General features: G+C 28.8%; 22 protein-coding genes, 4 pseudogenes and 1 riboswitch. Of the genes and pseudogenes, 25 read left to right on the top strand and 1 reads right to left on the bottom strand.

Features of this window, described 5'->3' with window-relative positions; all coding sequences use genetic code 11:
- The 14 genes and pseudogenes from LEQ07_RS11230 to LEQ07_RS11175 form a co-directional block, all read left to right on the top strand.
- Positions 1 to 388, top strand: a 388-nt coding sequence (locus LEQ07_RS11230) for a methionine adenosyltransferase domain-containing protein (protein WP_263330716.1), incomplete at its 5' end; no start/stop codon positions are given.
- 129 nt (positions 389 to 517) lie between these two features.
- Positions 518 to 913 carry a YrrC family ATP-dependent DNA helicase gene (locus LEQ07_RS23060; RefSeq protein ID WP_332843118.1) on the top strand — a complete coding sequence of 132 codons (396 nt, stop codon included), beginning with the start codon at positions 518 to 520 and terminating at the stop codon, positions 911 to 913.
- Positions 914 to 954: 41 nt separating this feature from the next.
- Complete coding sequence (locus tag LEQ07_RS23055) at positions 955 to 1,737, top strand: helix-hairpin-helix domain-containing protein (protein WP_442952422.1); 783 nt, start codon at positions 955 to 957, stop codon at positions 1,735 to 1,737.
- On the top strand, positions 1,692 to 2,744 hold the full coding sequence (locus LEQ07_RS23050; protein WP_332843124.1) for an AAA family ATPase: 1,053 nt from the start codon (positions 1,692 to 1,694) through the stop codon (positions 2,742 to 2,744). Before LEQ07_RS23055 ends, LEQ07_RS23050 begins: the two co-directional genes overlap by 46 nt.
- A 24-nt stretch (positions 2,745 to 2,768) precedes the next feature.
- A pseudogene (locus tag LEQ07_RS22585) lies at positions 2,769 to 2,852 on the top strand (ComF family protein); the annotation flags it as partial.
- A 216-nt stretch (positions 2,853 to 3,068) separates the two neighbouring features.
- Positions 3,069 to 3,341 carry a ComF family protein gene (locus tag LEQ07_RS11220; protein ID WP_263330715.1) on the top strand — a complete coding sequence of 91 codons (273 nt, stop codon included), beginning with the start codon at positions 3,069 to 3,071 and terminating at the stop codon, positions 3,339 to 3,341.
- 4 nt (positions 3,342 to 3,345) lie between these two features.
- Positions 3,346 to 3,486, top strand: a complete 141-nt coding sequence (locus LEQ07_RS11215) for a ComF family protein (protein ID WP_263330714.1) — start codon at positions 3,346 to 3,348, stop codon at positions 3,484 to 3,486.
- Positions 3,487 to 4,103: 617 nt separating this feature from the next.
- Positions 4,104 to 4,655, top strand: coding sequence for a ribosome hibernation-promoting factor, HPF/YfiA family (hpf, locus tag LEQ07_RS11210; RefSeq protein ID WP_046822477.1), 552 nt, complete (start codon positions 4,104 to 4,106; stop codon positions 4,653 to 4,655).
- A gap of 123 nt (positions 4,656 to 4,778) precedes the next feature.
- Positions 4,779 to 7,450, top strand: a pseudogene (secA, locus tag LEQ07_RS11205) (preprotein translocase subunit SecA).
- A gap of 14 nt (positions 7,451 to 7,464) precedes the next feature.
- Positions 7,465 to 8,577 (top strand): annotated as a pseudogene (prfB, locus tag LEQ07_RS22580) (peptide chain release factor 2).
- A 56-nt stretch (positions 8,578 to 8,633) separates the two neighbouring features.
- Positions 8,634 to 10,784 (top strand): Tex family protein, encoded by a 2,151-nt coding sequence (locus tag LEQ07_RS11190; RefSeq protein WP_046822474.1) that lies wholly within the window; start codon positions 8,634 to 8,636, stop codon positions 10,782 to 10,784.
- Between the two features lie 9 nt (positions 10,785 to 10,793).
- The gene (locus tag LEQ07_RS11185; RefSeq protein WP_263330711.1) at positions 10,794 to 11,957 is read left to right on the top strand and encodes an amidohydrolase; all 1,164 of its coding nucleotides are present in this window, start codon (positions 10,794 to 10,796) and stop codon (positions 11,955 to 11,957) included.
- Positions 11,958 to 12,020: 63 nt separating this feature from the next.
- A riboswitch (FMN riboswitch) is annotated at positions 12,021 to 12,139 on the top strand.
- Positions 12,140 to 12,249: 110 nt separating this feature from the next.
- Positions 12,250 to 12,585, top strand: a complete 336-nt coding sequence (locus LEQ07_RS11180; protein ID WP_263330710.1) for an ECF transporter S component — start codon at positions 12,250 to 12,252, stop codon at positions 12,583 to 12,585.
- Between the two features lie 38 nt (positions 12,586 to 12,623).
- Complete coding sequence (locus tag LEQ07_RS11175) at positions 12,624 to 12,854, top strand: ECF transporter S component (RefSeq protein ID WP_263330709.1); 231 nt, start codon at positions 12,624 to 12,626, stop codon at positions 12,852 to 12,854.
- Positions 12,855 to 12,997: 143 nt separating this feature from the next.
- Here the strand turns inward: LEQ07_RS11175 and LEQ07_RS11170 are convergent, their stop codons facing one another.
- Positions 12,998 to 13,846, bottom strand: a complete 849-nt coding sequence (locus tag LEQ07_RS11170) for a GNAT family N-acetyltransferase (protein ID WP_263330708.1) — start codon at positions 13,844 to 13,846, stop codon at positions 12,998 to 13,000.
- A 168-nt stretch (positions 13,847 to 14,014) separates the two neighbouring features.
- Between LEQ07_RS11170 and tsaE the strand changes: the two genes are divergently transcribed.
- From tsaE to LEQ07_RS11120, 11 genes and pseudogenes are all read left to right on the top strand, one after another.
- A complete protein-coding gene (tsaE, locus tag LEQ07_RS11165; protein ID WP_046822471.1) occupies positions 14,015 to 14,467 on the top strand; it encodes a tRNA (adenosine(37)-N6)-threonylcarbamoyltransferase complex ATPase subunit type 1 TsaE in 453 nt (150 codons plus the stop codon).
- Positions 14,467 to 15,183, top strand: coding sequence for a tRNA (adenosine(37)-N6)-threonylcarbamoyltransferase complex dimerization subunit type 1 TsaB (gene tsaB / locus LEQ07_RS11160; protein WP_046822470.1), 717 nt, complete (start codon positions 14,467 to 14,469; stop codon positions 15,181 to 15,183). Before tsaE ends, tsaB begins: the two co-directional genes overlap by 1 nt.
- The gene (rimI, locus tag LEQ07_RS11155; protein ID WP_046822469.1) at positions 15,173 to 15,631 is read left to right on the top strand and encodes a ribosomal protein S18-alanine N-acetyltransferase; all 459 of its coding nucleotides are present in this window, start codon (positions 15,173 to 15,175) and stop codon (positions 15,629 to 15,631) included. The genes tsaB and rimI overlap by 11 nt, the downstream gene beginning before the upstream one ends.
- A 1-nt stretch (position 15,632) precedes the next feature.
- Positions 15,633 to 16,649 carry a tRNA (adenosine(37)-N6)-threonylcarbamoyltransferase complex transferase subunit TsaD gene (gene tsaD, locus LEQ07_RS11150; protein ID WP_046822468.1) on the top strand — a complete coding sequence of 339 codons (1,017 nt, stop codon included), beginning with the start codon at positions 15,633 to 15,635 and terminating at the stop codon, positions 16,647 to 16,649.
- Positions 16,650 to 16,923: 274 nt separating this feature from the next.
- Complete coding sequence (glgB, locus tag LEQ07_RS11145) at positions 16,924 to 18,831, top strand: 1,4-alpha-glucan branching protein GlgB (protein ID WP_263330707.1); 1,908 nt, start codon at positions 16,924 to 16,926, stop codon at positions 18,829 to 18,831.
- Positions 18,832 to 18,878: 47 nt separating this feature from the next.
- Positions 18,879 to 19,994, top strand: a complete 1,116-nt coding sequence (locus tag LEQ07_RS11140; protein WP_263330706.1) for a glucose-1-phosphate adenylyltransferase — start codon at positions 18,879 to 18,881, stop codon at positions 19,992 to 19,994.
- Positions 19,995 to 20,006: 12 nt separating this feature from the next.
- Positions 20,007 to 21,134, top strand: coding sequence for a glucose-1-phosphate adenylyltransferase subunit GlgD (gene glgD, locus LEQ07_RS11135; protein ID WP_046822465.1), 1,128 nt, complete (start codon positions 20,007 to 20,009; stop codon positions 21,132 to 21,134).
- Between the two features lie 13 nt (positions 21,135 to 21,147).
- On the top strand, positions 21,148 to 22,605 hold the full coding sequence (glgA, locus tag LEQ07_RS11130; RefSeq protein ID WP_046822464.1) for a glycogen synthase GlgA: 1,458 nt from the start codon (positions 21,148 to 21,150) through the stop codon (positions 22,603 to 22,605).
- Between the two features lie 2 nt (positions 22,606 to 22,607).
- Positions 22,608 to 22,949, top strand: coding sequence for a hypothetical protein (locus tag LEQ07_RS23045; protein WP_332843117.1), 342 nt, complete (start codon positions 22,608 to 22,610; stop codon positions 22,947 to 22,949).
- A gap of 29 nt (positions 22,950 to 22,978) precedes the next feature.
- Positions 22,979 to 25,023 (top strand): annotated as a pseudogene (locus tag LEQ07_RS22575) (glycogen/starch/alpha-glucan phosphorylase).
- A 32-nt stretch (positions 25,024 to 25,055) separates the two neighbouring features.
- Positions 25,056 to 26,915 carry a glycoside hydrolase family 13 protein gene (locus LEQ07_RS11120; protein WP_263330705.1) on the top strand — a complete coding sequence of 620 codons (1,860 nt, stop codon included), beginning with the start codon at positions 25,056 to 25,058 and terminating at the stop codon, positions 26,913 to 26,915.
- The last annotated feature ends 76 nt before the right edge of the window (positions 26,916 to 26,991 follow it).

The following is a 26,991-nucleotide window of genomic DNA, read 5'->3' as shown; positions in this document are numbered from 1 at the left end:
ACATGGAGGAGGAGCTTTCTCAGGAAAAGATCCTACAAAGGTTGATAGATCAGCAGCATATGCTGCAAGATACGTTGCTAAAAATATAGTAGCAGCAGGGCTTGCAGACAAATGTGAAATAGAATTAGCTTATGCTATAGGAGTTGCTAGACCATTATCTGTATTCATAGATACATTTGGAACTGGAAAAGTAAGTGAAGAATTACTTGTTGACTTAGTTAACAAGAACTTTGATTTAAGACCAGGAGCAATAATAAGAGATTTAGACTTAAGAAAGCCTATGTATAAAAATGTTGCAGCTTACGGACATTTTGGTAGAACTGATTTAGATTTACCATGGGAAAGAACAGATAAATCTGAAACTTTAAGAGAACAAGCTGGTTTATAATAAATATTTACATTAGTAAATAAGAAGACTGTAGATTTACAGTCTTCTATTTTTTTTATATAAATTTAGCTGTATAATAATAGTAAATTATGTAAACGCTAAAGTTAGAATTTTTATAGGAGATTATTTATGGAAAAGATTGAAGGAATGATAAGTGATATTATATTTAAGAATGAAGATAATGGATATGTTATAGCTCATTTATCAAACGAAAATAATGATATAGTTATAGTTGGATGTATGCCTACTTTAACAGTTGGAGAGAGTATAGAAGTTGAAGGAAAATGGATAAATCATAAAACTTATGGAACTCAATTTGAAGTTAACTCATTTATGCCAGTTACACCATCATCTATAGAAGGTATATATGTATACTTATCCTCTGGAATAATAAAAGGTATAGGAGAAAAGATGGCAAAGAGGATAATCGAAAAGTTTGGAGTAGATACCTTAGATATTATTCAAAATTCTCCGCATAGACTTTCAGAAGTTGAGGGCATAGGGAGTAAAAAATTGAGCAGATAGCTAAAAGTTATGAAGAAAATAGAGAATTAAGAAATATAATAATGAATTTATCTCCTTATGGAATAACTCCTAACTTTTGTTTGAAGATATATAAAAGATATAAAAATAAAGCAATAGATATAATAACTAAAAATCCATACAAGTTAGCAGAGGATATAAGAGGAGTAGGGTTTAAAGTAGCAGATAAAATAGCATCAAATTTAGGAATAGATAAATTTTCTAAAGACAGAATAATGCAAGGTATTCTATACACATTAAATCAATCTTTAGGAAGTGGGCATACATATTTACCTAAGAATGCCTTAATAGATGAAGCTAGCAAACTGTTGGGTGTAGATAATGAATATATTTCAGATTCAATTTTAAGATTAGCGTATGATCAAAAAATTCATATTGAAAGAAATTTGGGAGATGAAGATCACATATACCTAATACCATATTATCTATCTGAGAATGGAGTTTGTAAGCAAATAATAAAGTTATCTCAATCTCAATTTAAAGAACTAAATATAGATATAGACGAAGAAATAGAAGATATAGAAAAAGAAACTAATATAAAGTTAGCTACAAATCAAGTATTAGCAGTAAAAGAAGCTGTTGAAGGTGGATTAGTAGTTATTACTGGAGGGCCCGGTACAGGAAAGACGACAACTATAAATACTATAATAAAAGTATTTGAAAATAATAAACAAGAAGTTCTTTTAGCTGCACCTACAGGTAGAGCAGCAAAAAGAATGAGTGAGACTTCTAATAAAGAGGCTAAGACAATCCACAGGCTATTAGAAATGGGATATGCAACAGACTCAGAAGAACTAGTTTTTTAAAAGATGAAGAAGATCCTATAAAAGCAGACGTAGTTATCGTTGATGAAGTTTCAATGGTAGATATTGTTTTAATGTATAGTTTATTAAAAGCAATAAGACCAGGAACTAGATTAATTTTAGTTGGAGATAGTGATCAGTTACCATCTGTTGGAGCTGGAAATGTTTTAAAAGATATTATTGATTCAGAGGTTATAAATGTTGTTAGATTGGATGAAATTTTTAGGCAAGCTCAAGAAAGTATGATAGTTGTAAATGCCCATAGAATAAACAAAGGATTACCACTTCACCTAAATGTTAAAGGGAAAGATTTTTTCTTTATAAAAAAAGATACAAATGAAGCAATTCTAGAAGAAATAGTTGGATTAGTTAGCGAAAGGCTACCTAAATTTTATAACTTAGATAAACTACAAGATATACAAGTTCTTGCACCTATGAGAAAGGGTGATTTAGGTGTTACAAATTTAAATATAGAGTTACAAAAATATTTAAATAAAGAAGAAAAGTTTAAAGTTGAAGAAACATTACAAAAAAGGATTTTTAGAGTTGGCGATAAAGTTATGCAAATAAAAAATAATTATACTAAAAAATGGGAAAATGAAGATAAGAGTGAAAATGGAGAAGGTATATACAATGGAGATATAGGTTATATTTATCATATAGATAAGGAAAATAAAATTATATATGTTCTATTTGATAAAACTAAAATAGTGTCTTATGAATACTCTGAGTTAGATGAATTGGATCATAGTTTTTGTACGACAATACACAAAAGTCAAGGAAGTGAATTTCCAGCTATTGTAATTCCAGTAACTTGGGCCCCGCCTATGCTATTAAATAGAAATCTACTTTACACAGCGGTAACTAGAGCTAAACAATTAGTAGTTTTAGTTGGAGATGTTAAATACTTAGAATTTATGATAAAAAACAATAGGATAAATGATAGACACTCTAATTTAAGTAAAAAGTTGAATAGATTAAAAAAAGAAGGGGTGTTGATAAAAAATTAAATCAATTTTTTATAAAATTTAGATATAATATATCCAGAAAATATTAAGTGTATTATATGCAATAAACCTATTAGTAAAAATAATACATACTCATTATGTAAAGATTGTTTCAATGAACTAAATTTTATAAATGATGGATGTCTAAAATGTGGAAAAACTATATTAAATGAAACTATAGAAACATTAAAGCCTGAAGACTTATTAAATGGATGTCCATCTTGTATAAATAAAACGTATTATTTTGAAAAAGCTATAGGATGTATAGAATATAGTGAAACTAGTAAAAAGATAGTATTTGGATTTAAATATAATGATAAAACATTTATGGTAAATATTATATCTAAGATAATGAAAGAAAAGTTAGATACTCAAAATATAAATTATGATTATATACTGTATGTTCCATTACATAAGAAAAGAGAAAGAAAAAGAGGGTTTAACCAATCAAAACTTATTGCAAAAAAACTTGGTAAAATAGAAAATATAAAGGTTTTAGATTCTATATATAGGAATAAGAATACTACTAAATTATTTAAATTAACAAATGAAGAAAGATCAAGAGAAGTAAAAATGCATTTGGTTTTTATAAGAGTATAAATTTATGCAAAATAAAAATGTATTACTTATAGATGATATATTTACTACGGGAAGTACTGTAAATGAAATATCAAAAATTTTGAAATTTAAAGGTGTGAAAAAAATTTATATATGTACATTTTTAACTAGAATAAATTGTTATTGACATATGAGTCTTAAGATATTAAAATGTATTAGTAATGTGTTAGGTCTGTGGTTGAAAGTTCATGCCAGTTGCAGGCGAAAGGACCCACGTAAGTTAATTCTAAAAATGGGATTAATGATCATGGTGCAGCTTAGAAGTAAGACCTGCCGATATTAAAATCGAGAGAGTCAGTAGTGCGGCGAACCCAAGCGAAATCTCCAGCAGGCGAGTGTGGGGGCAAAGACCAGGTCAGCTAAAATATTACTAAAGTACCTTTAGAGGTGCTTTTTTTTTGTTTAAATGCAATTTTTTTTAATTTATTCGAAAATATGACAACAATAAACAAATTAATAACAAATAAACATTAGTTCTGTGGATATAAATAAAGCAAAGAATGTGTAAAAATAAATAAATACAGACTTATTAACATTTTTATCCACATTATCCACAGGTTATAATGATAAATCAATCCACATGTTGTTCAAGGTTTACAATTAATCGACAAAAATAAATTTATTTACCTTGAATATTATAATTCCAAGAAGCTAACAATAAAAATAAAGGAAATTGAATTTAAACATAGAAATTAAATAAGTATAAGTTGTTGTGCTTATATATATCTGAAGGGAGATGTTCTTATGAAGATAAAAATATCTGGGAAACAAATGCAATTAACAGATGCAATAAAGGATTCAGTAGAAGAAAAATTAGAAAGATTAGACTACTACCTTCACCCAGAAACAGAAGTAAAAGTTACAGTAAGTGCTAAAAAGGCAAGACAGAAAGTAGAAGTAACTATAATACCAATAAGCGGTCCTATAATAAGAGCAGAAGATACAGAGGAAAATTTATATGCTGCTATAGATGTAGTATATGATAAGTTAAATACTCAGTTAAGAAAGTATAAAAAAAGAGTACAAGATAAGCATCAATCAAATGAAAGTATAAGATTTAGCCATATAGAAGATTTATCGGAAGAAGAGTTAAATGATGAAAATGAAAATTCTATAGACATTTCAATAAAAAGAAATAAGAAATTTAATATGAAGCCAATGAGTCCAGAAGAAGCAGTATTACAAATGGATTTATTAGGACATGATTTCTTCATATTTACAAATACTCAAACTGATGATATATCAATAGTATATAAAAGAAAAAATGGCGGTTATGGAATGATAGAGCAAGAGTAGAATTTAAATTAGTTATTAAAGCTATCGATAAAAATTATAATCGATAGCTTTTTAAATATAAAATACAAAGATTTTATGGTAGAATGTATATTATACATATAATGGACGAGGAGAGATAAGTATATGGGTTTCTTAGATAATATATTTAATATAGCTGATAAAAGAGAGATGAAAAAATTCAGCAAAACAGTTGATGAAATAGATGCTTTAGAATCGAAATTTCAAGGAATGTCAGATAATGAATTAAAAAATATGACTAATGTTTTTAAAGATAGACTTAATAATGGGGAAACAGTAGATGACATATTAGCAGAAGCATTTGCAGTTGTAAGAGAAGCTTCAAAAAGAGTACTTGGGATGAGACAATATAGAGTTCAGCTTATAGGTGGGATAGTTCTTCACCAAGGAAGAATAGCTGAGATGAAGACTGGAGAAGGTAAAACTTTAGTTGCAACAGCTCCAGTTTATTTAAATGCGTTAACAGGTAAAGGTGTACATGTTGTAACAGTAAATGATTACTTAGCAAAACGTGATAAAGAACAAATGGGTAAAATATACGAGTTTTTAGGCATGACAGTTGGGGTTATAGTTCATGGACAAAGTCCTCAAGAAAGAAAAGAACAATATGAATGTGATATAACTTATGGAACAAACAATGAATATGGATTTGATTATCTAAAAGATAACATGGTTATACATAAAGAGCAAAAAGTTCAAAGAGAATTAAACTATGCAATAGTCGATGAGGTCGACTCTATATTAGTTGATGAGGCTAGAACACCTCTTATAATATCAGGTCCTGGAGATAAATCAACACATCTATATGGTGATGCAAATACATTTGTACATACTTTAAAGGAAGATAACTATGAGATAGATGAAAAACAAAAATCAGTTTCTTTAACTGAAAGTGGTATACAAAAAGCAGAAGTTTATTTCAATGTTGATAATATAACAGATGTAGCTCATATAGAGTTATACCACCATATAAATCAAGCATTAAAAGCTCATAAAATAATGAAGTTAGATGTGGATTACGTTGTAAGAGATGGCGAAATAGTTATTGTTGATGAATTTACGGGAAGACTTATGTTTGGTAGAAGATATTCTGAAGGATTACATCAAGCAATTGAAGCTAAAGAAGGATTAAGAATACAAAGAGAATCTAAAACTTTAGCAACTATAACATTCCAAAACTATTTTAGAATGTACAATAAGTTATCAGGAATGACAGGTACAGCTAAAACAGAAGAAGAAGAATTTAAAGCAATATATAAAATGGATGTTGTACAAATTCCAACTAATAAACCTATATTAAGAGAAGACTTAGCAGATTGTGTTTACAAGAGTGAACTAGGAAAATTCAACGCAGTTGTTGAAGATATTATAGAAAGACACAAGAACAATCAGCCAGTACTTGTTGGTACAGTATCTATAGAAAAGTCTGAAGTTCTATCTATGCTTTTAAAGAGAAAAGGTGTAAAACATGAAGTATTAAATGCTAAAAACCATCATAAAGAAGCTGAGATAGTAGCTCAAGCAGGTAGATTAGGTGCAGTAACTATAGCTACTAACATGGCAGGTCGTGGTACGGATATAGTTTTAGGAGGGAACCCAGTATTTTTAACTAAAAAAGAAATGAAAAAAATTGGATACCCTGAAGATATAATAAATAAGGTAGACGCAGATATAGAGAGTTTAGGTATAGAGTTAACTGACGAAATAGTGAAAGCTAAATCTGATTTTGATAAAATACTTGAAAAATATAAGAAACAAACTGAAGAAGAGCAGGATAAAGTTAGAGAAGCTGGCGGATTAGCGATAATAGGTACAGAAAGACATGAATCTCGAAGAATTGATAATCAGTTACGTGGTCGTGCTGGTCGTCAAGGGGATCCAGGAAGTTCAAGATTCTATATAAGTTTAGAAGATGAACTTATGAGATTATTCGGAAGTGATAGAATTTCTGGAATGGTTGAAAAAATAGGCTTAGATGAAGAAACACCTATAGAAGCTAAGATGTTAACCAAATCAATAGAAAATGCTCAAAAGAAAGTTGAAGGAAGAAACTTTGGTATAAGAAAGCACGTTCTTCAATATGATGATGTTATGAATAAACAAAGAGAGATAATATACGAACAAAGAGGTCGTGTATTAGAAGGTGAAAACTTAGAAGAGCAAGTTCAAACAATGATAATGGCTATAATATCAGATGGATATGATATATATGTGACAGATCAAGGGTTTGATTTACATGCATACAAAGATTATTTATATCATATGTTTATGCCTAAAGGTAGCTTAGAGGCTGAAAATCTTGAAAACATGAATAAAGAAAAAGTTATAGATACAGTATATAACTTAGCTAAAAAATATATGAAGAGAAAGAAAATATGGTTGAATCTGAAAGGATGAGAGAAATCGAAAGAGTTATACTTTTACAAGCTGTTGACTCTTATTGGATAGACCACATAGATGCTATGGATCAATTACGTCAAGGTATCGGACTTAGAGCTATAGGTCAACAAGACCCAGTTGTAGCTTATAAGTTAGAAGGATTTGACATGTTTGATAATATGACAAAAGCTATACAAGAAGATACTGTAAGATATTTATATAACTTTACAATAGAAGAACCTATACAAAGAAAACAAGTAGTAGATGTAGAAAAAATATCTTCAAATGCAGATGAAGGACAAGGAAACAGACCTGTTAAGAAGGATGAAGAAATAGGTAGAAATGATGAATGTCCTTGTGGAAGTGGTAAAAAATATAAAAAGTGTTGCGGAAGATAGTTTGGAGGTTATATATGCTTAATGTACAAGAATATAGACATAGAATAGAAGAAATGTCTAATAATATAGAAGAATTGAGGGCTTCTCTTTGACATAGAAAGTCTGAATGAAAAAATTATTAGAAGTGAAAAAATAATGAATGAACAAGACTTTTGGAATGATAATGAAAAAGCACAGCGTGTACTTCAAGAAAATAAAAATCTAAAAGATATCGTAGATGAGTATAATCATCTACAATCATCTGTAGAAGATGTAGAAGTACTTCTTGAGCTAGCTCAAGAAGAAGCTGATGATTCATTAGAAAAAGAAGTTGAAAGTACAATAACTTCAATTGAAAAAGAGATTGATAAAGTTAAAATAAAAACTTTACTGAGTGGAGAGTATGATAGAAATAATGCAATTTTATCTATAAACGCAGGAACAGGTGGATTAGATGCTCAAGATTGGGCAGAAATGCTACTGAGAATGTATGATAGATGGGCTAATTCTAAAGGATTTAAAGTTAAAACTCTAGATTTACAATCAGATACAGAAGCTGGTATAAAAAGTGCAACTATACAAATTGAAGGACTTAATGCATATGGGTATTTAAAAAGTGAAAAAGGAGTTCATCGAATTGTAAGGATTTCTCCTTTTGACCCATCTGGAAAAAGACACACTTCTTTGCATCAATTGATGTAATTCCAGAGTTAGATGAAAGTATAGAAATTGATATAAATCCTTCAGATTTGAAAATTGATACATATAGAGCATCTGGAGCTGGTGGACAACATATAAATACTACAGATTCTGCAGTAAGAATAACTCATATACCAACAGGTGTAGTTGTTCAGTGTCAGAATCAGAGGTCTCAACACAGTAATAAGGATACTGCCATGAGAATGTTAATGGCTAAACTTATAGAGTTAAAAGAATTAGAACAAAAGGAAACAATAGAAGATTTACAAGGCAAGTATTCTCAAATAACTTGGGGAAGCCAAATTAGATCTTATGTATTCCAACCATATAAGTTGGTAAAGGATCACAGAACAAACGCTGAAATAGGAAATGTTGACAGTGTTATGGACGGTAATATAGATTTATTTATAAATGAATATTTAAAAATGACTAAAGTAAATAATGTATAGAACATAAGGGTGTGTTTCAAGTTTTGGGACACGCCCCTTTTTAGGAGGGATTTAAATTGGATATAAATAAAATTTTAAAAGAAGAGTTTAATTTAAGAGATTCTCAAGTTGAAAATACTATAAAGCTTATAGATGAAGGGAATACTATACCATTTATAGCCAGATATAGAAAAGAAATGACTGGTGAAATGAGTGATGTTATACTTAGAGCTTTTTATGATAAATTAGTTTATTTAAGAAATTTACAAAGTAGAAAAGATGATGTACAAAGGATAATAGAAGAACAAGGCAAGTTAACGGATGAAATATTAAAAAATATAAAGCTAGCTAAAACACTTCAAGAAGTTGAAGATATTTATGCTCCATATAAGCAAAAGAAAAGAACAAGAGCAACTATTGCAAAAGAAAAGGGTTTAGAAAATTTAGCTATAGCTATATTAAAGGATAAAGTAGATTTAAATTTAGAATGTAAGAAATATATAGATAAAGAAAAAGAAGTAAACTCTGAAGAAGATGCATTAAAAGGAGCTAAAGATATAATAGCAGAATTAGTTTCAGAAGATGCAAAGCTAAGAAAGTATATAAGAGAGCTAGCTTTAAGAGAAGGAGTTATATCAAGTAAAAATTCAAAAGATGAAAAATCTGTATATGATATGTATTATGAATTTAGTGAATCTGTGAAAACTATAGCTCCACATAGAGTATTGGCTTTAAATAGAGGAGAAAAAGAAGAATATTTAAAAGTTAAATTAGAAATTAATAATGAAAAAGTAATAAATCATATAGTTGATGTATATGTTAATAAAAATAACCAAATAAACAAAGAAGAAATAATTTCTGCTATAGAAGATTCATACAAAAGACTTATATTCCCTTCAATAGAAAGAGAGATAAGAAATCATTTAACTGATTTAGCCCATGAAAGAGCAATAAGTGTTTTTGGACAAAATGTTAAGAGCTTATTACTTCAACCTCCTGTAAAGGATAAAGTGGTTATGGGATTTGACCCAGCATATAGAACTGGATGTAAGATAGCTGTTGTAGATAAGAATGGTAAGTTATTAGATTACACAACTGTATATCCAACTAAACCTCAAAATGATGTAGATGGAGCTAAGAAGACTTTAAAAGGACTTATAGAAAAATATAATATAGATATAATTTCTATAGGTAACGGTACAGCATCAAGAGAATCAGAACAATTTGTATCTGAAATGATAGGTGAAATAAATAGTAATGTTCAATACACTATAGTAAGTGAAGCAGGTGCATCTGTATATTCAGCATCAGAGCTTGCTAATGAAGAACACCCAGATATAAATGTATCTATAAGAGGTGCTATATCTATAGCAAGGAGATTACAAGATCCTTTAGCTGAGTTAGTTAAAATTGATCCTAAAAGTATTGGAGTAGGACAGTACCAACATGATCTGAATAAAAAAAGATTAGAAGAAGTTTTAAGTGGAGTTGTAGAAGATGCGGTAAACTCTGTAGGGGTGGATTTAAATACAGCTTCATATTCATTACTTGAACATGTAGCTGGGATAAGCAAAACTATAGCAAAAAATATAATTGAGTATAGAGAAGAAAATGGTGATTTCACATCAAGAGCTCAAATTAAAAAAGTTAAAAGATTAGGACCACAAGCATTTACTCAATGTGCAGGGTTTATGAGAATAATAAATTCAAAAAATCCTTTAGACAATACTGGAGTACATCCTGAAAGTTATGATACTTGCAAAAGTTTACTGGAGAGACTAGGATATTCATTAAATGATTTAAAAAATAGAAATGTAGATGAAATAGATTCTAAGATAGCAGATATCGGAATACACAAATTAAGTGAAGCATTAGAAGTAGGAATTGTTACTTTAAAAGATATTATATCTGAAATAAAAAAACCAGGAAGAGATCCTAGAGAAGAAGGGATTAAGCCTGTACTTAGAACAGATGTATTAAAAATTGAAGATATAAAAGAAGGTATGGTTTTAAAAGGAACTGTAAGAAATGTTGTAGATTTTGGAGCATTCGTTGATATTGGAATAAAAAATGATGGTTTAGTTCATAAATCACAAATGAGTAATAAATTTGTAAAAGATCCTATGACAGTAGTAACTGTAGGGGATGTAATAGATGTAAAAGTAATAGGTATAGATTTAAAAACACAAAAGGTTTCTTTAACTATGAAAGATATAAAAGAAGTATAGGAGGAATAAATGCTTTTTATAAAAAATGGAATTATAAACACAGTCACTAATGGAATTATACAGGGTGACATACTTATTGAAAATGGGAAGATAATAGAAATTGGAGCAGATATAGTTGCTCCATTAGATGTAGAAGTTATAGATGTAAATGGAAGTTTAATTTTTCCTGGATTTATAGATGCACATACACATTTAGGTTTATGGGAAGATGGTATGGGGTTTGAGGGAGCTGATGGTAATGAAGAAACAGATCCAATAACGCCACATTTAAATCCTATAGATGGCATAAATCCTATGGAAAGAAGCTTTGAAGAAGCGAGAAACGGTGGAATTACATCTGCATGTAGTACACCAGGAAGTGCAAATGTTATGGGAGGACAATGTATCGCTATAAAGACTGTTGGTAGAAGAATAGATAAGATGGTAATAAAAAATCCTGTGGCATCAAAAATAGCTTTTGGTGAAAATCCAAAAAGTTGTTATGGACAAGAAGAAAAAGCTCCACAAACTAGGATGGCAATTGCTGCAATGTTAAGAGAAACATTAAAAGAAGCAGAGCAGTATCTAGAAGATATAAGATTACATGAAGAAGATGATGAAAATGAAAAGCCTGATTATGATATGAAAATGGAAAGTTTACTTCCAGTACTAAATAGAGAAATTCCATTTAAAGTACATGCACATAGAGCTGATGACATGTTTACAGCGATAAGAATTGCAAAAGAATTCAATTTAAAGTTAACATTAGATCATTGTACAGAAGGGCATTTAATAGTTGAAGATTTAGTGGAAGAAGAGTACCCAGTTATAGTAGGGCCTTCGCTTTCTGAAAGATCAAAAATAGAATTAAGAAATTTAACTTTTGATACAGCTGGGGTTTTATCAAATGCAGGAATGCAAGTTTCACTAACTACAGATCATCCTGTAGTTCCTCTACATTACTTACCTGTATGTGCAGGAATAGCAGTTAAACATGGAATGGATTCTAAAAAAGCTATAGAAGCAATAACTATAAACCCTGCAAAAACATTAGGGATAGACAATAGGGTAGGTTCTATAGAAGTTGGGAAAGATGCAGATATAGTTATATGGGATAATAATCCTTTAGAAATTCAAAGTAATGTCATGTATACTATAATTGATGGAAAAGTTGTATATAGAAAACAAGGTTAATTAATATTGACATATCTAAATTTTATTAATAATATATAGATATAAGGAAAATTAAATAGCACGTAAGATCTTCGGGGCAGGGTGAAATTCCCTACCGGCGGTATAGCCCGCGAGCTACATTTGTAGCATGACTTGGTGAGATTCCAAGGCCGACAGTAAAGTCTGGATGAGAGAGGATTAGTATATATGTATAAGAAAGATATTATTGTTTTAATATACTTAAAAAACTAAGCTCGAAGAGATTCTTTGGGCTTTTTCTTTTTCCTAAAATTAAAATTAGGAGGTTTTTTAAATGGATAATATATTCATCAATAAAAAAACTATGAGTACAAATACAATGACAAAGGTAGCTATTTTAGCAGCAATTTCTTATATTTTAATGTTTATAGCAATACCTATTCCAGGTATATTTCCTGATTTCTTAAAACTAGATATATCGGATGTACCGGCTATATTTGGAGGTATGACATTAGGACCAGTAGCAGGTTTTACAATAGTTCTTATTAAAAATTTATTCCAAGCAATGACGGCATCAACAACAGCTTGGATAGGTGAAACAGCAAACTTACTAATTGGTGGTTCATATGTAGTAATTTTATCATTAGCATATAGACATAAAAAAATATAAAGGGATTATTTTTAGGGTTTTTCTTAGGAACAATAGCTATGATAGTAATAGGTTGTTTAACTAACTATTACATGTTACTACCTTTTTATGGGAAAATAATGCCTATGGAAGCTATAGTAAATATGGGACATGTAATAAATCCTAATGTAGTAGATTTAAAGAGTTTTGTTATTTGGATGATAGCTCCATTTAACTTAGTTAAAGCAGTAATAATGTCAGTGATTACATTACCTCTTTATAAAAAGATGGAGGTAATATTAAAAAAATAAATTAATTAAAAGATTTTCAAAGTATAGAGCGAATGGTAACTATATAAGTTTTAATGACATTTTAAAAGCATATTTTCAGCTTTCATGGAGTAAAACTTATATAGTTACACATGAGCAAGTTAAATTTGAAAATCTTTTTTTATTTATTTTTCATCGTAAACATAATAGACACAATCATTTTCAAAATTAGACATTGATTCAAAATTATTTTCTTTAAGCTGATTTATAAGATTATCGTATGGATTTGTTATATAAATTTCAGCCTCTTTTGATTTATATTTCAATAAAGAATAATTAGTAGAATCACTAATTCCTTCAAATGTGTTATCTATGCATATAATAGATGGACATCCTTTCATTTTTATAATACATTTATGACCATTAACTATTAATAAAGAATCACTTTTAACTAGATCATTAAAAATATTTTCGCAAATATTTAAAAATGTAAATCCATAAGTTAATTTATTATTACAAGTTTTAAAATAATCGAGATTTTTAAATTCTTCATAAGAAATATTCCATTTTTCAACTTTAAAATCTAATAAATTTAAGTTAGATTTCTTTATGAAATCATAATTTTTAAAAACTATTAAGCAACTCTGAGCTAAATAAAAATTCTTAGCTTCCATCATTTTTATACTAGCTGGAGTGTCTATATGAGTACACATTGCTATATTAGTTATTTTATTATTTCTTAAATCTTCTCTTGCTAAATTAAATAGCATATCAGAAATAGCATGGGCAAGTTGCTGTCCTCTATAATCTATATGTACTCTAAGTCCTTCAAGCCATCCTTGTCTATCTGGTAAAACTGTATACTTACCAACTGCTATAACTTTACATTCTTTAACTAATCCAATAAAACAACCTTCTTTATCATCAACCCATTTGTGAAAGACTTTGGGTAAATAGTCATGACCATCCCAAATGTTTCGAGATATATCTACTATATCATCGAAATCATCGTGTGTTAGAACTTTATAATTCAAAAATATCACCCCTTTTAATAAATAATATTACCATAAGTTGTAAAATATATGGTATATAATAAAAACTTTGTGAATGTAAGGCTTTATAATAGTAATTTGTTATAATATAATAATATCTGTTACGTTAACAATTTAGATAAACAAGTCTTACTTATGGAGATGATATAGATGATTAAAATATATTTAGAAAATGAAGAGCAAACAAGAGATATAGGATTTAAATTAGGTAAACTTTTAACGCCAAGAAGTGTAGTATGCTTAATAGGTGATTTAGGTGCAGGAAAAACTACTATGACTCAAAGCTTAGCACAATCTTTAGAAGTAGATGATTATATAACTAGTCCTACTTTTACAATAGTAAATGAATATGAAGGGAAAATGCCTTTATACCATTTTGATGTGTATAGAATTGGAAGTAGTGATGAAATGTATGATATAGGATTTGATGAGTATATAAATGGAGATGGAGTTTGTATAATTGAATGGGCAAACTTAATCGAGGATATACTACCAGACGAATATTTATATATAGAAATGAACTATAAAGAAAATGGAAGAGAAATGATACTGAATCCAAAAGGAGAAAAGTATGAAGAAATAGTTAAGGAGCTGACTAAGTAATGAAAATTTTAGGTATAGATACAGCTACACATTCAACAAGTGTATGTATTGTAGAAGATGATAAGTTAATATGTGAATATACAGTTAATACTAAAAAAACACATTCACAAAAACTGATGGTTATGATTGAATCAATGATAAAAGAAAGTGATTTAAATATAAAAGATATTGATGCAATAGCTATATGTATAGGTCCAGGATCATTTACAGGATTAAGAATTTCTATGGCTACAGCTAAGGCTATATCACAAGTTAGAAACCTACCAATAATAGCTGTTGATTCACTAGAATCTTTAGCTTTCAACATGAATCTTTGTGATAGAGTAATTTGTCCTATATTAGATGCGCAAAGAAACCAAGTGTACACAGGAAAATATAGATTTGAAAATGGAGAATTTAAAACATTAGAAGATGTAAAAGTAGTTACAATAGATGAATTAGTAGATGAACTATCTAAATCAAATGAAGAGTTTATTATTGTTGGAGAAGCTACAAATTTATATAAAGAAAAACTTGATGAAGTTAAAAATTCTTATATAGCAGCTGTATCTAACAATGTAAGTAAAGCTAGTAGTTTATGTGCCGTAGCTGGAATTAAATTTAAAAAAGATGTAGATGTACATAATTGCTATACTATAAATCCGATGTACATAAGAAAGTCTCAAGCGGAAGTTCAGTATGAGGAAAAAATGAAGAGGCTAGAAAATGATAAATAATAATTTAATAATAAGAGATATGACAAGCAGTGATGTAGATGGAGTTTTTGAAGTTGAAAAGAATTGCTTTAAACATTACTGGCCTAAAGGTGAATTTGAAAAAGAGATGAAAAATGATGTTGCTAATTATTTAGTAGCAGAAATTGATAAAAAGATTGTGGGTTACGTAGGTATATGGTTTATAGCTGGAGAAGGTCATATAACAAATGTAGCTGTACATAGTGATTTTAGAGGACAAAAGATAGGTGATGAACTTATCGAGCATCTTGTTAAAAAATGCAAAGAAAATCATATATTTGCTATGACATTAGAAGTTAGAGTATCTAATGTAGTAGCTCAAAATTTATATAAAAAATATGGATTTAAATTAGCAGGGATAAGAAAAGAGTATTATAGTGACAATAAAGAAGATGCAATGATAATGTGGAGCCAATTAAAAGAGGTGTAGTATGAAAAAAGATATAATAACATTAGCTATAGAATCTAGCTGTGATGAAACAGCATGTGCAATTTTAAAAAATGGAAGAGAAGTTTTAAGTAATATAATTTCTACGCAAATAGAATTACATAAAAAATTTGGAGGAGTTGTTCCTGAAGTAGCATCTAGAAAACATATAGAAAATATACCAATGGTAGTACAACAAGCTTTAGATGAAGCAAATGTAACTTTTGATGATATAGATCATATAGCGGTTACTCATGGACCAGGATTAGTAGGGGCTGTTTTAGTAGGACTTTCATATGCTAAGGCATTAGCTTATACTCTAGATATTCCTTTAGTTGGAGTTAATCATATTGAAGGACACGTAAGTGCAAATTATATAGAGGATAAAAATTTAAAGCCACCATTTATAACTTTAATAGTTTCAGGTGGACATACACACTTAGTAGAAGTTAAAGACTATGGGAAGTATGAAATTTTAGGAAAAACTAAAGATGATGCATCAGGAGAAGCATTTGATAAAATTGCAAGAGCTATGAATCTAGGTTATCCAGGTGGACCTATAATAGATAAATTAGCTAAAAAAGGAAATAAAAAAGCAATAGACTTCCCAAGAGCTTGTATGGATGAAGGATATGATTTTAGTTTTAGTGGATTAAAATCAGCAGTTTTAAATTACTTAAATGCTAAGAAAATGAAGAATGAAGAAATAATAGTTGAAGATGTTGCAGCATCATTCCAAGAAGCTGTAGTAGAAGTTTTAGCAACAAAAGCTATAAAGGCAACTAATGAAAAAGGATACAATACAGTTGCATTAGCAGGAGGGGTTGCTGCAAACTCTGCATTGAGAGAAAAGTTAACTTTAATGGCAAAGAAACAAAATATACAAGTTAAGTATCCATCAATTATATTATGTACAGATAATGCGGCTATGATTGGTTGTGCTGGATATTATAATTTTATTAACGGAAAAATTAATGATATGAGTTTAAATGCTGTTCCTAATTTAAAAATAGGTCAGTAGAAAAAATCGGAGTGATTCAATGTTTTGAATTAACTCCGATTTTTTTGTATACACAATTTAGGAAAATGTTTTCTTTGTTTTATAAAATGTATATTTTGTAATTATATATACAAAAAAGAGTTAATAGATTGAATGATGTAAATTTGTAGCTATCATCGTCTAAATTTTTAGAACAATACTTTTTATAATAAAGTAAAAGTTCATATATAATTAAAAATAAGCGAGTAATCGGTTTTAAAATACATTTAATATATGCTTAAAGATGGGGGATTTTATGTTGAAGAAATATGAGGATATAATTAACAGCTATAATATAAATTTATTTAAAGAGGGGAAACATTTTAGAAGCTATGAATTTATGGGAGCTCATAAAGTACAAAAGGGAAAAGAAAAAGGAGTTACTTTTACAGTATGGGCTCCAAATGCAAATCAAGTATATTTATCTGGAGAATTTAATGATTGGAATAAAACCTCCCATCCTATGAAAAATTTAGATAAGAGTGGAATATGGAATATATTTATACCTAAAATGGAATTTAGAGATTTATACAAATATAATGTTGTAGATAAAAACGGTAATAGTAAGTTAAAGTCTGATCCTTTTGCATTTTATTCGCAAATGAGACCTGAAACAGCTTCAATTGTATTCGATATAGACAATTATTCTTGGAAGGATAAAAAGTGGATAGAAAAAAGAGAAAAGACAACATACAAGGATTTACCTATGAATATATATGAAGTTCACTTGGGATCATGGAAAAGAAAATGGGATGGAGACTTTTTTAGTTACGAAGAACTATATGAATTAATAGACTATGTATGTGAAATGGGATATACACATATAGAGGTTTTACCAATAACAGAACATCCATTAGATGAATCATGGGGTTATCAAACAATAGGATATTATAGTCCTACTAGTAGATATGGAGATTGTACTAGTTTAATGAAATTTATTGATAGATGCCATAAAAAAGATATTGGAGTAATTCTAGATTTTGCATATAGTCATTTTTGTAAAGATGATCATGGATTATATAAATTTGATGGAACACCTCAATTTGAATATGAAGATAAGTTGAAAGCTGAAAATATTGGTTGGGGAACAGCCCATTTTGATTTAGGAAAACCTGAAGTGCAAAGTTTCTTAATATCTAATGCAATTTATTGGCTAGAAAAGTTCCATGTAGATGGTATTAGAATGGATGCGGTTGCAAGCATGCTTTACTTAGATTACGATATAGGTCCTTGGAAACCTAATAAATACGGTGGTAGAGAAAATATAGAAGCTATTGAGTTTTTAAGAATGTTTAATGAAGTTATTCATAAGGAGATAAAAAATCCAATTATAGTTGCAGAAGAATCCACATCTTGGCCGATGGTATCGGGACCTTCGTACAAAGGTGGATTAGCATTTGATAGTAAGTGGAATATGGGATGGATGAATGACACGTTAAAATATATGGAAATGGATTCTATATATAGAAAGCATCATCATGAGTTAATAACTTTTTCTTTTATGTATGCTTTTTCTGAAAATTTTATACTTCCATTATCTCATGATGAAGTTGTGCATGGGAAAAAATCTCTTCTCGATAAAATGCCTGGAGATCCATGGCAAAAATTTGCAGGAGTAAGATTACTTTATGCGTATATGATGTTGCATCCAGGAAAAAAATTATTATTTATGGGATGTGAATTTGCACAAGGATTAGAGTGGAGATTTGCATATGGATTAGAATGGGAACTATTAATGAATGAACCGCATAAATCAATGCAAACGTATACGCGAGATTTGAATTTACTATACAAATATGAAAAAGCTATGTATGAAATAGATGAACATAACTCAGGATTTGATTTTATAGATCCTCACAATATAGATCAAAGTGTAATTGTTATTATGAGAAAAGGTAAGAAGAAAGAAGATTTTATAATAGGAGTATTAAATTTCACACCAGTATTTCATCCTGAATATAGGATAGGAGTGCCATATGAGGGGATATATCAAGAAGTTTTCAATAGTGATGATAAGGAATATTGGGGATCAGGACAAACTATGAAAGATGTGGAGTTAAAATCAGAAAATATAGCATGGCATAATAAACAGTATTCCATAAATATAAAGGTTCCACCTATGGGAGCAACTTTTATAAAAGGTAAAAATATAAATATCTTATAAAATTTATTAATTTATTAGGGGGATTAGGAGTAAATTATGAAAAAGAAATGATAGCAATGATATTAGCAGGGGGACAAGGATCAAGACTAGGAGTTTTTACTAAAAATATAGCAAAACCAGCAGTTTCATTTGGAGGTAAATATAGAATAATAGATTTTGTTTTGAGCAATTGCTCAAATTCCGGGATAGATACAGTTGGAGTATTAACACAATATAGACCTTTACTATTGAACTCACATATAGGAATAGGTAGCCATTGGGATTTAGATAGAAGAAATGGAGGGTTATCAATCCTTCAACCATATATGAATGAAAAAGAAGGAAATTGGTATAAAGGTACAGCAGATGCTATATATCAAAATATGAATTATATAGATAGCTATGATCCAGAATATGTTTTAGTTTTATCGGGGGACCATATTTATAAAATGGATTATAGCGATATGCTAGAAGAACATAAATCAAAAGATGCAGATGTAACAATTGCTGTTATGGAAGTTGATTGGGATGAAGCTAGTAGATTTGGAATAATGAATGCAAATGAAGATGGGAGTATATATGAGTTTGAAGAAAAACCTGAAAAGCCTAAGAGTAATTTAGCATCTATGGGAATTTACATATTTAACTGGTCAAAGATGAAAAGTTATTTTAAATCAGATAAAGAATATGTAGATTTTGGTAAGGATCTAATTCCTAAAATGCTAGATGATAAGGTTAGCATGTATGCATATGAATTTAATGGATATTGGAGAGACGTAGGAACTATAGAAAGTCTGTGGCAAGCAAACATGGATTTAATTAATCCAGATAATGGGTTTAATTTAAATGATTCTAATTGGAGAATTTATACAGATACAATGGCTATGCCACCACAATATCTAGGAAAAAATTCTAATATAAAACAATCTATAGTTGTAGATGGATGCAGGGTTTTTGGAAATGTTGAAAATTCAGTATTATCTCATGGAGTCAGTATAGGAGAGGGAAGTACAGTAAAGGATTCTGTAATAATGTCAAATGCAAAAATAGGTAAAAATGTGATTATAGAGAAAGCTATAATAGGTGAAGGTGCAGTAATAGAGGACGATTGCAAGATTTCTAGTGGTGACGATAGTATAAGTATAGTATCTGAATTTGATGTTGTTTCTATGGAATTAGTATAGGGGGATTAAAAAATGAATAAAGAGTGTATGGGAATAATTAATTTAAATAGAAAAGGTGATAACTTAAAAGAACTAAGTGATTCAAGGGTAGTAGCATCAATACCTATAGGTGGAAGATATAGAATAATAGATTTTGCTCTTTCTAATATGGTTAACGCAGGTATGAAAAATATAGGGATTTTTTCAGATCAAAAATATAGATCATTAACAGATCATTTAGGAAATGGTAGTCATTGGGATCTATCAGCGAAGAATGATGGATTATTTGTATTTAGTCCTGAGAATACTAAAAAACAAATTTGCAGAGCGATAAAAAAAGGAGACGTTCATAATGTTTTTTCTAACATAGATTATATAGAAAAAAGTAAACAAGAATATGTGCTTATATCTCCTAGTTATATGATTTGTAATATAGATTATAAAAAAGCACTTAACTATCATAAGTTATCAGGCAACAACATAACTGTTATTTATAAAACTATAGATAATGCAGATGAGGATTTTTTAGGAACTACAAAATTGAATATAAATGATAAAAATCAAATTACCAGCATGGGAATAAATATAGGAAGAGAAAAAAATGCAGATATATTGATGGATATGTATATCATGAAAAAAAGCTTATTTATAGATATGATATATGATGCAGTATCACGAGGGGAATATGCACATATAGAAGATTGTATAAGTGAAAGCATAGAAGAAATAAGAATAGGGGCATATGAATATAAAGGATATTTAAAATGTATAAATTCTACTAAAAACTATTTTGAAGCCAATAAAGATTTATTAAATGTAGATGTAGCGAATGAATTATTTTATTCAGATAGAAAGATATATACAAAAGAAAAAAATGAGCAGCCTACGTTATACACAGAGACTTCTAATGTGAAAAATTCATTTGTGGCTACTGGTTGTGTAATAGAAGGAGAAGTTCAAGATAGTATTATATTTAGAAAAGTTCATGTTAAAAAGGGAGCAGTTATAAAAAATTCTGTAGTTATGCAAAGTGGAACTATACAAGAAAATGTGAAACTAGATAATGTAATACTAGATAAAAATGTGTTTATATCTAGAGATAAAGAATTAAAAGGAGATATTAAACTACCATTAGTAGTAGAAAAAAATGTAATTTTATAGAGGGGGATAAGTTTTGAAAGTTCTTTTTGTAACGGCAGAGTGTTGGCCTTTTGTAAAGACTGGGGGATTAGGAGATGTTTCTTATGCGCTTCCAAAGGCTTTAAAAAGAGAAGGAGTGGATATAAGGGTTATAATGCCCAAGTATGTCAATATTCCTAAATATTTAAAAGATCAAATGAAAACAGTAGCAGTATTCAATGTAAACGTAGCATGGAGAAATCAATATTGTGGATTAATGGAACTAGAGCTAGATGGAGTTAAATTTTACTTTATAGATAATGAATTCTACTTCAAGAGAGATGGTGAATATGCGTATTTATATGGATATGACGATGATGTAGAAAGATTTACTTTCTTTAGTAATGCGGTACTAGAATCTTTAAAAAGAATAGATTTTTTCCCAGATGTAATAAATTTAAATGATTGGCACACTGGTATGATACCATTATTTTTAAAAGAAAATTATAGTCAGGATGAAAGATATTCTGAAATAAAAACTATATATACTATACACAATCTTCAATACCAAGGTGTATTTTCAAATAAAAATATAGAAGATGTGTTATCTATACCAAGACATTATTTAGACGATGGACATATAGAGTATTATGGTGGTATCAACTTTATGAAATCCGGAATAGTATATTCGGATAAAGTAAGCACAGTAAGTCCTACTTATGCTAATGAAATACAAACAAAGTTTTATGGAGAAAGTTTAGATGGATTGATCAAATCTAACTCACATAAGTTAAAGGGAATTGTAAATGGAATTGATTATGAAATAAATAATCCTGAGACAGATAAAAATATAGTATGCAATTATAATATAAATTCAATAGGTGATAAAGTTAAAAACAAATTAGAATTACAAAAAATTCTTGGATTAGAAGTTAATCCAGATATTCCTATGATAGGTATAGTTTCTAGACTTGTATCTCAAAAAGGATTGGACTTAATATCATATATGATGCCAGAAATAGTAGGAGAAAATTTACAATTAGTGGTTTTAGGTACTGGAGATGAACAATATCAATCTATGTTAAATTACTATTCAGGTAAATATCCAAACAAAGTAGCAGCTATATTAACATTTGATGCTGCACTTGCGCAACAAATTTATGCATCATCAGATATGTTTTTAATGCCATCTTTATTTGAGCCTTGTGGAATTGGTCAGATGATAGCAATGAGATATGGATCGATACCTATAGTAAGAGAAACAGGAGGATTAAAAGATACTGTAAAACCTTTCAATAAATATACAGGAGAAGGAAATGGATTTAGTTTTGCAAATTATAATGCACATGAAATGTTTTACTGTATTAAAAGTGCAATAGATATTTATAAAAATGATAAAAAGTCATGGTTTAAAATAGTTAAAAGTGCTATGAGTACTGATAGTAGTTGGGCTAAGTCCGCAAATGAATATATAAAAACGTATAATGAAATAGTTTGGCAAAGGAGTTGGTAATATTGACTCTCATAAATAGGGAGGAATTTAAGCTAGAATTTAAAAATCAAATGGATTTTTTATATAAACAAAGTATTGAAGAAGCTAACAATGAGCAGTTACTAAATACATTAGTAACTGTTCTTAAATCTAAAATAGCAAATATATGGAAAGAGAATAGATTAAAAGAGGAAAAGGAAGTTTACTATTTTTGCATAGAGTTTTTATTAGGAAGACAGCTGCAGTCAAATCTTTTAAACTTAGGAGTAATGGAAGAAGTAAAATCTATATTAGCTACTATGAACATAAATCTAGATGATTTAATAGATGCAGAATCTGATCCTGCATTAGGAATGGTGGATTAGGGAGATTGGCTGCATGCTTTCTAGATTCGATGGCATCTACTAAAATAAGTGGACATGGTTATGGGATTAGATATGAATATGGATTATTTGAACAAAAGTTTGTAAATGGTCACCAAGTTGAGGTCCCTGATAATTGGCTAAAAGAAGAATCCTATATTTGGGAAACTGTAAGACCAAATAAAGCGGTTATCGTTAAATTTGGAGGAGAAGTAGAACTTGTAAGTAATAATGGAAAGCTAAAGGCTATTCATAAAAACTATATACCTGTAATGGCCCTACCTTATGATATACCTATTATAGGGTATGAAAATCAGTATATAAATACATTGAGGCTATTTAAATCAGACATACCTAGAAAAGATTTTGAACCAATACTAAAAGATTCAAAAAACAGCTATGGTAGCTATCATGATGCACTCCAATATAGATATTACGTAGACGAGATATCACAAGTATTATATCCAAATGATTCTAACGATGCAGGTAAAATACTAAGATTAAAACAGGAGTATTTTTTAGTTAGTGCAGGATTACAGGATATATTAAGGAAGTGTAAAAAATAAAATCAATATTAATAAGTTAAATGAAAAATAGCTATTCATATAAATGATACTCATCCATCATTATGTATACCTGAATTAATGAGAATACTTATGGATGAAGAAGCTCTTGGATGGGATGAGGCTTGGGAAATTACAAAAAAATGCACTTCATATACGAATCACACCATAATGACAGAAGCTATGGAAAAATGGCAAATATCAATGATAAAAGAATTACTTCCAAGAATTTATATGATTATAGAAGAAATAAATAAAAGATATTTAAATAAGTTAAGAAGTAAATATTCAAATGACATTGAAAAAATAAATAAGATGGCTATTATTTATAATAATAATGTAAATATGGCTAATTTAAGTATAGTTGGAAGTAGCAGTGTAAATGGAGTTGCAGACCTTCATACTAAAATTTTGAAAAAAGAAGTATTAAAAGAATTTTATGAGGATGAGCCATATAAATTTAATAACAAAACAAATGGAATTGCTCATAGAAGATGGCTAATGTTATCAAACCCTCAGCTATCTAGTTTAATAACTACTCTTATAGGTAGTGACTGGGAAAAGGACACTATGAAACTAAAGCAACTTGAAAAATATAAGAATGAAAAAGATGTATTACAGGAACTAGAAAAATAAAATATAACAATAAGCTAAGCTTATCAAAAATTATAAAAGAAAGAAATAATATATCAATAGATCCAAATTCTATATTTGATATACAAATAAAAAGGCTACACGCATACAAACGACAACTTATGAACGCACTTCACATACTTCATTTATATCATGAATTATTAGATAATCCAAACCTAGACATAAAGCCAAGAACATTTATATTTGGAGCAAAGGCTGCTCCTGGATACTACTTTGCCAAATGCGTTATTAAATTTATAAATGAATTAGCTCAAAAAATTAATAATGATAAAAGAGTTAATGAAAAATTAAAAGTAGTATTTATAGAAAATTACGGGGTTTCATTAGCAGAAAAAATAATACCAGCTGCAAATGTAAGTGAACAAATATCAACAACTACAAAGGAAGCTTCAGGAACTAGTAATATGAAATTTATGATGAATGGAGCTATAACTTTAGCGACTTTAGATGGTGCAAATATAGAAATACATGAACAAGTAGGCGATGAAAACATAATAATTTTTGGATTATCAGCAAGTCAGGTGCTAGAATACAATAAGTTTGGAGGATATTCAGCAGCAGATATTTATTCTAATAATTTCTATATAAAGAGGGTTGTGGATGATTTAGTTAATGGATTCATACCAAATATAGGTGAAGAAGGTAGAGAAATATATAATTCTTTAATAACCTATAATGATGAATTTTTTGTATTAAGAGACTTTGAGAACTATATAGAAGCACAGAAAAAAATTAATAATTTATATAAAGATAGATATAAGTGGAATTCAATTTCTTTAACAAATATAGCAAATTCAGGAATATTTTCGAGTGATAGAACTATAAATGAATATGCTAAGGATATATGGTATAAAAAATAAACAGTTCAAAAGATAAAAGGTGGGAGATCAAAATGAGTATAACATATAATTCTTGGTTAGAAAGTTATAAAAAGCCTTTCGGAGCTTTGGAATTAGGAGAAAAATTAAGTTTAAGTGTAAAAGCTACAGAAAATGTAAAAGAAGTATATTTAATTATAGAAAGAGATAGAAAAAATTTAGAAGAAATAAAAATGACAAAAGCATCCGATTGTATGTTTAACATAGATAAATATGAATTTAAACAAGCAGATGTTTATTTTTACTTTTTTAAAACGATAGAAAGTATAAATGGAAATAACGAATTAAAGTACTATGGCAAGAGTAAAAGAAATGGTATATGCGAAGAAAATTTTGATATTGATAGTTTAAATAAGTATCAAATTACAGTTAGTAAGAATACTAAATCTCCAGATTGGTTTAAAGAGGGAGTTTTATACCATATATTTGTAGATAGATTTAATAAAAGTGGTAAAATAAACAACCCTAAAAAGAATAGTTTTGTATATGCAAATTGGGAAGATACTCCTATGTATATAAAAAATAGTGAAAATGAAATAATTAGATGGGATTTTCATGGAGGAAATCTAAAAGGGATAATAAGTAAATTAAGTTATTTAAAAAATTTAGGGGTTAGCATAATATACTTAAGCCCTATATTTGAATCACAGAGTAACCACAAGTATGACACAGGAGACTATAAAAATATTGATCCAATGTTTGGAAATGAAGAAATATTTAAAGAGTTAATAAGTGAAGCAAATAAAAAGGGAATAAATATTATATTAGATGGTGTATTTAGTCATACAGGAGATGATAGCGTATATTTTAATAAGTATGGGAATTATGATTCTGTAGGCGCATATCAATCACAAGATTCACCGTATATTTCTTGGTACAAATTTGAAAACTATCCGCAAAAATATGATTGTTGGTGGGGGGTTAAATCTTTACCAAATGTAAACGAAACTGAAACTTCATATATTGACTATATTATAAAAGGTGATAACAGTGTAATAAAAAAATGGATGGGATATGGAGTTAAAGGATGGAGACTTGATGTAGCTGATGAATTACCTTCTAAATTTATAGAGGAGTTAAAGAGTGAGACTTTAAAACTAGATAAAGAATCTATTCTTGTAGGTGAAGTTTGGGAAGATGCATCTAATAAAATTAGTTATGATGAAAGAAGAAAATATCTTTTAGGTGACCAGCTAAATGGGGTTACAGGGTATGTGTTTAAGAATATATTTGTAGATTTTTTAAATTATAAAATTGATTCAAATGATGTATACAATAGCCTTATGACTATAAAAGAAAATTATCCAAAAGAATCTTTTAAATCTAATTTAAATATATTAGGTACGCATGATACAAGAAGAATACTTACAGAATTAAATGAAGATAAAGAACTTCTTAAATTAGCGGTTGTGATACAAATGACTTTTGAAGGAGTGCCATATATATATTATGGTGATGAAGCAGGACTTTTAGGTGAAACAGATCCAGATAATAGAAGAACTTATCCATGGAAAAATGAAGATAAGGAAATATTAGCTTTCTATAAAAATATTATTAAGGATAGAAATAAAAGTAAGGTGCTAACTAGTGGGGAAACTAAATTTTTAGAATTAGAAAATCCTAATGTGTTTGGTTATATAAGATATATTGAAGATATAAATGATGATAATATTTTAGTTTTAGTAAATAGGTCAGAACGAGAAGAAGTTATAAAAATAGATATGAAAGAATGTCTAAATAGTAAATACACAAATCTAGTTGATGGGATTATCGAGGTAAATCATGATAATGTTGAATTTAAACTAGAGCCTAAATCACATAAGTTAGTTAAATTAGAAAAAATGCAAATTAATTTTTTATTTAAGCTAAAATGAAAAATGTAATACTACAGGTTTCACTCCCAAAGCGTAAAAATGCTTTAAAGGTCGTTAAAACCTATAGTATTACATT

Origin of the sequence: Paraclostridium sp. AKS73 (genome assembly GCF_025671395.1) — a bacterium.
GTDB lineage: Bacteria > Bacillota > Clostridia > Peptostreptococcales > Peptostreptococcaceae > Paraclostridium > Paraclostridium benzoelyticum.
Note: the sequence above shows the minus strand (reverse complement) of the source record. Positions and strands in the feature narration are given on the sequence as shown.

What these genes read in the sequence shown, in the direction of transcription:
- tsaE (WP_046822471.1), top strand. Translation starts at nt 14,015, where the DNA reads ATGATTAAAATATATTTAGAAAATGAAGAGCAAACAAGAGATATAGGA.
- hpf (WP_046822477.1), top strand. Translation starts at nt 4,104, where the DNA reads ATGAAGATAAAAATATCTGGGAAACAAATGCAATTAACAGATGCAATA.
- LEQ07_RS23060 (WP_332843118.1), top strand. Translation starts at nt 518, where the DNA reads ATGGAAAAGATTGAAGGAATGATAAGTGATATTATATTTAAGAATGAA.
- tsaB (WP_046822470.1), top strand. Translation starts at nt 14,467, where the DNA reads ATGAAAATTTTAGGTATAGATACAGCTACACATTCAACAAGTGTATGT.
- tsaD (WP_046822468.1), top strand. Translation starts at nt 15,633, where the DNA reads ATGAAAAAAGATATAATAACATTAGCTATAGAATCTAGCTGTGATGAA.
- glgB (WP_263330707.1), top strand. Translation starts at nt 16,924, where the DNA reads ATGTTGAAGAAATATGAGGATATAATTAACAGCTATAATATAAATTTA.
- LEQ07_RS11180 (WP_263330710.1), top strand. Translation starts at nt 12,250, where the DNA reads ATGGATAATATATTCATCAATAAAAAAACTATGAGTACAAATACAATG.
- LEQ07_RS11140 (WP_263330706.1), top strand. Translation starts at nt 18,879, where the DNA reads ATGATAGCAATGATATTAGCAGGGGGACAAGGATCAAGACTAGGAGTT.
- rimI (WP_046822469.1), top strand. Translation starts at nt 15,173, where the DNA reads ATGATAAATAATAATTTAATAATAAGAGATATGACAAGCAGTGATGTA.
- glgD (WP_046822465.1), top strand. Translation starts at nt 20,007, where the DNA reads ATGAATAAAGAGTGTATGGGAATAATTAATTTAAATAGAAAAGGTGAT.
- LEQ07_RS11185 (WP_263330711.1), top strand. Translation starts at nt 10,794, where the DNA reads ATGCTTTTTATAAAAAATGGAATTATAAACACAGTCACTAATGGAATT.
- LEQ07_RS23055 (WP_442952422.1), top strand. Translation starts at nt 955, where the DNA reads ATGAATTTATCTCCTTATGGAATAACTCCTAACTTTTGTTTGAAGATA.
- LEQ07_RS11215 (WP_263330714.1), top strand. Translation starts at nt 3,346, where the DNA reads ATGCAAAATAAAAATGTATTACTTATAGATGATATATTTACTACGGGA.
- LEQ07_RS11120 (WP_263330705.1), top strand. Translation starts at nt 25,056, where the DNA reads ATGAGTATAACATATAATTCTTGGTTAGAAAGTTATAAAAAGCCTTTC.
- LEQ07_RS11220 (WP_263330715.1), top strand. Translation starts at nt 3,069, where the DNA reads ATGGTAAATATTATATCTAAGATAATGAAAGAAAAGTTAGATACTCAA.
- LEQ07_RS11175 (WP_263330709.1), top strand. Translation starts at nt 12,624, where the DNA reads ATGATAGTAATAGGTTGTTTAACTAACTATTACATGTTACTACCTTTT.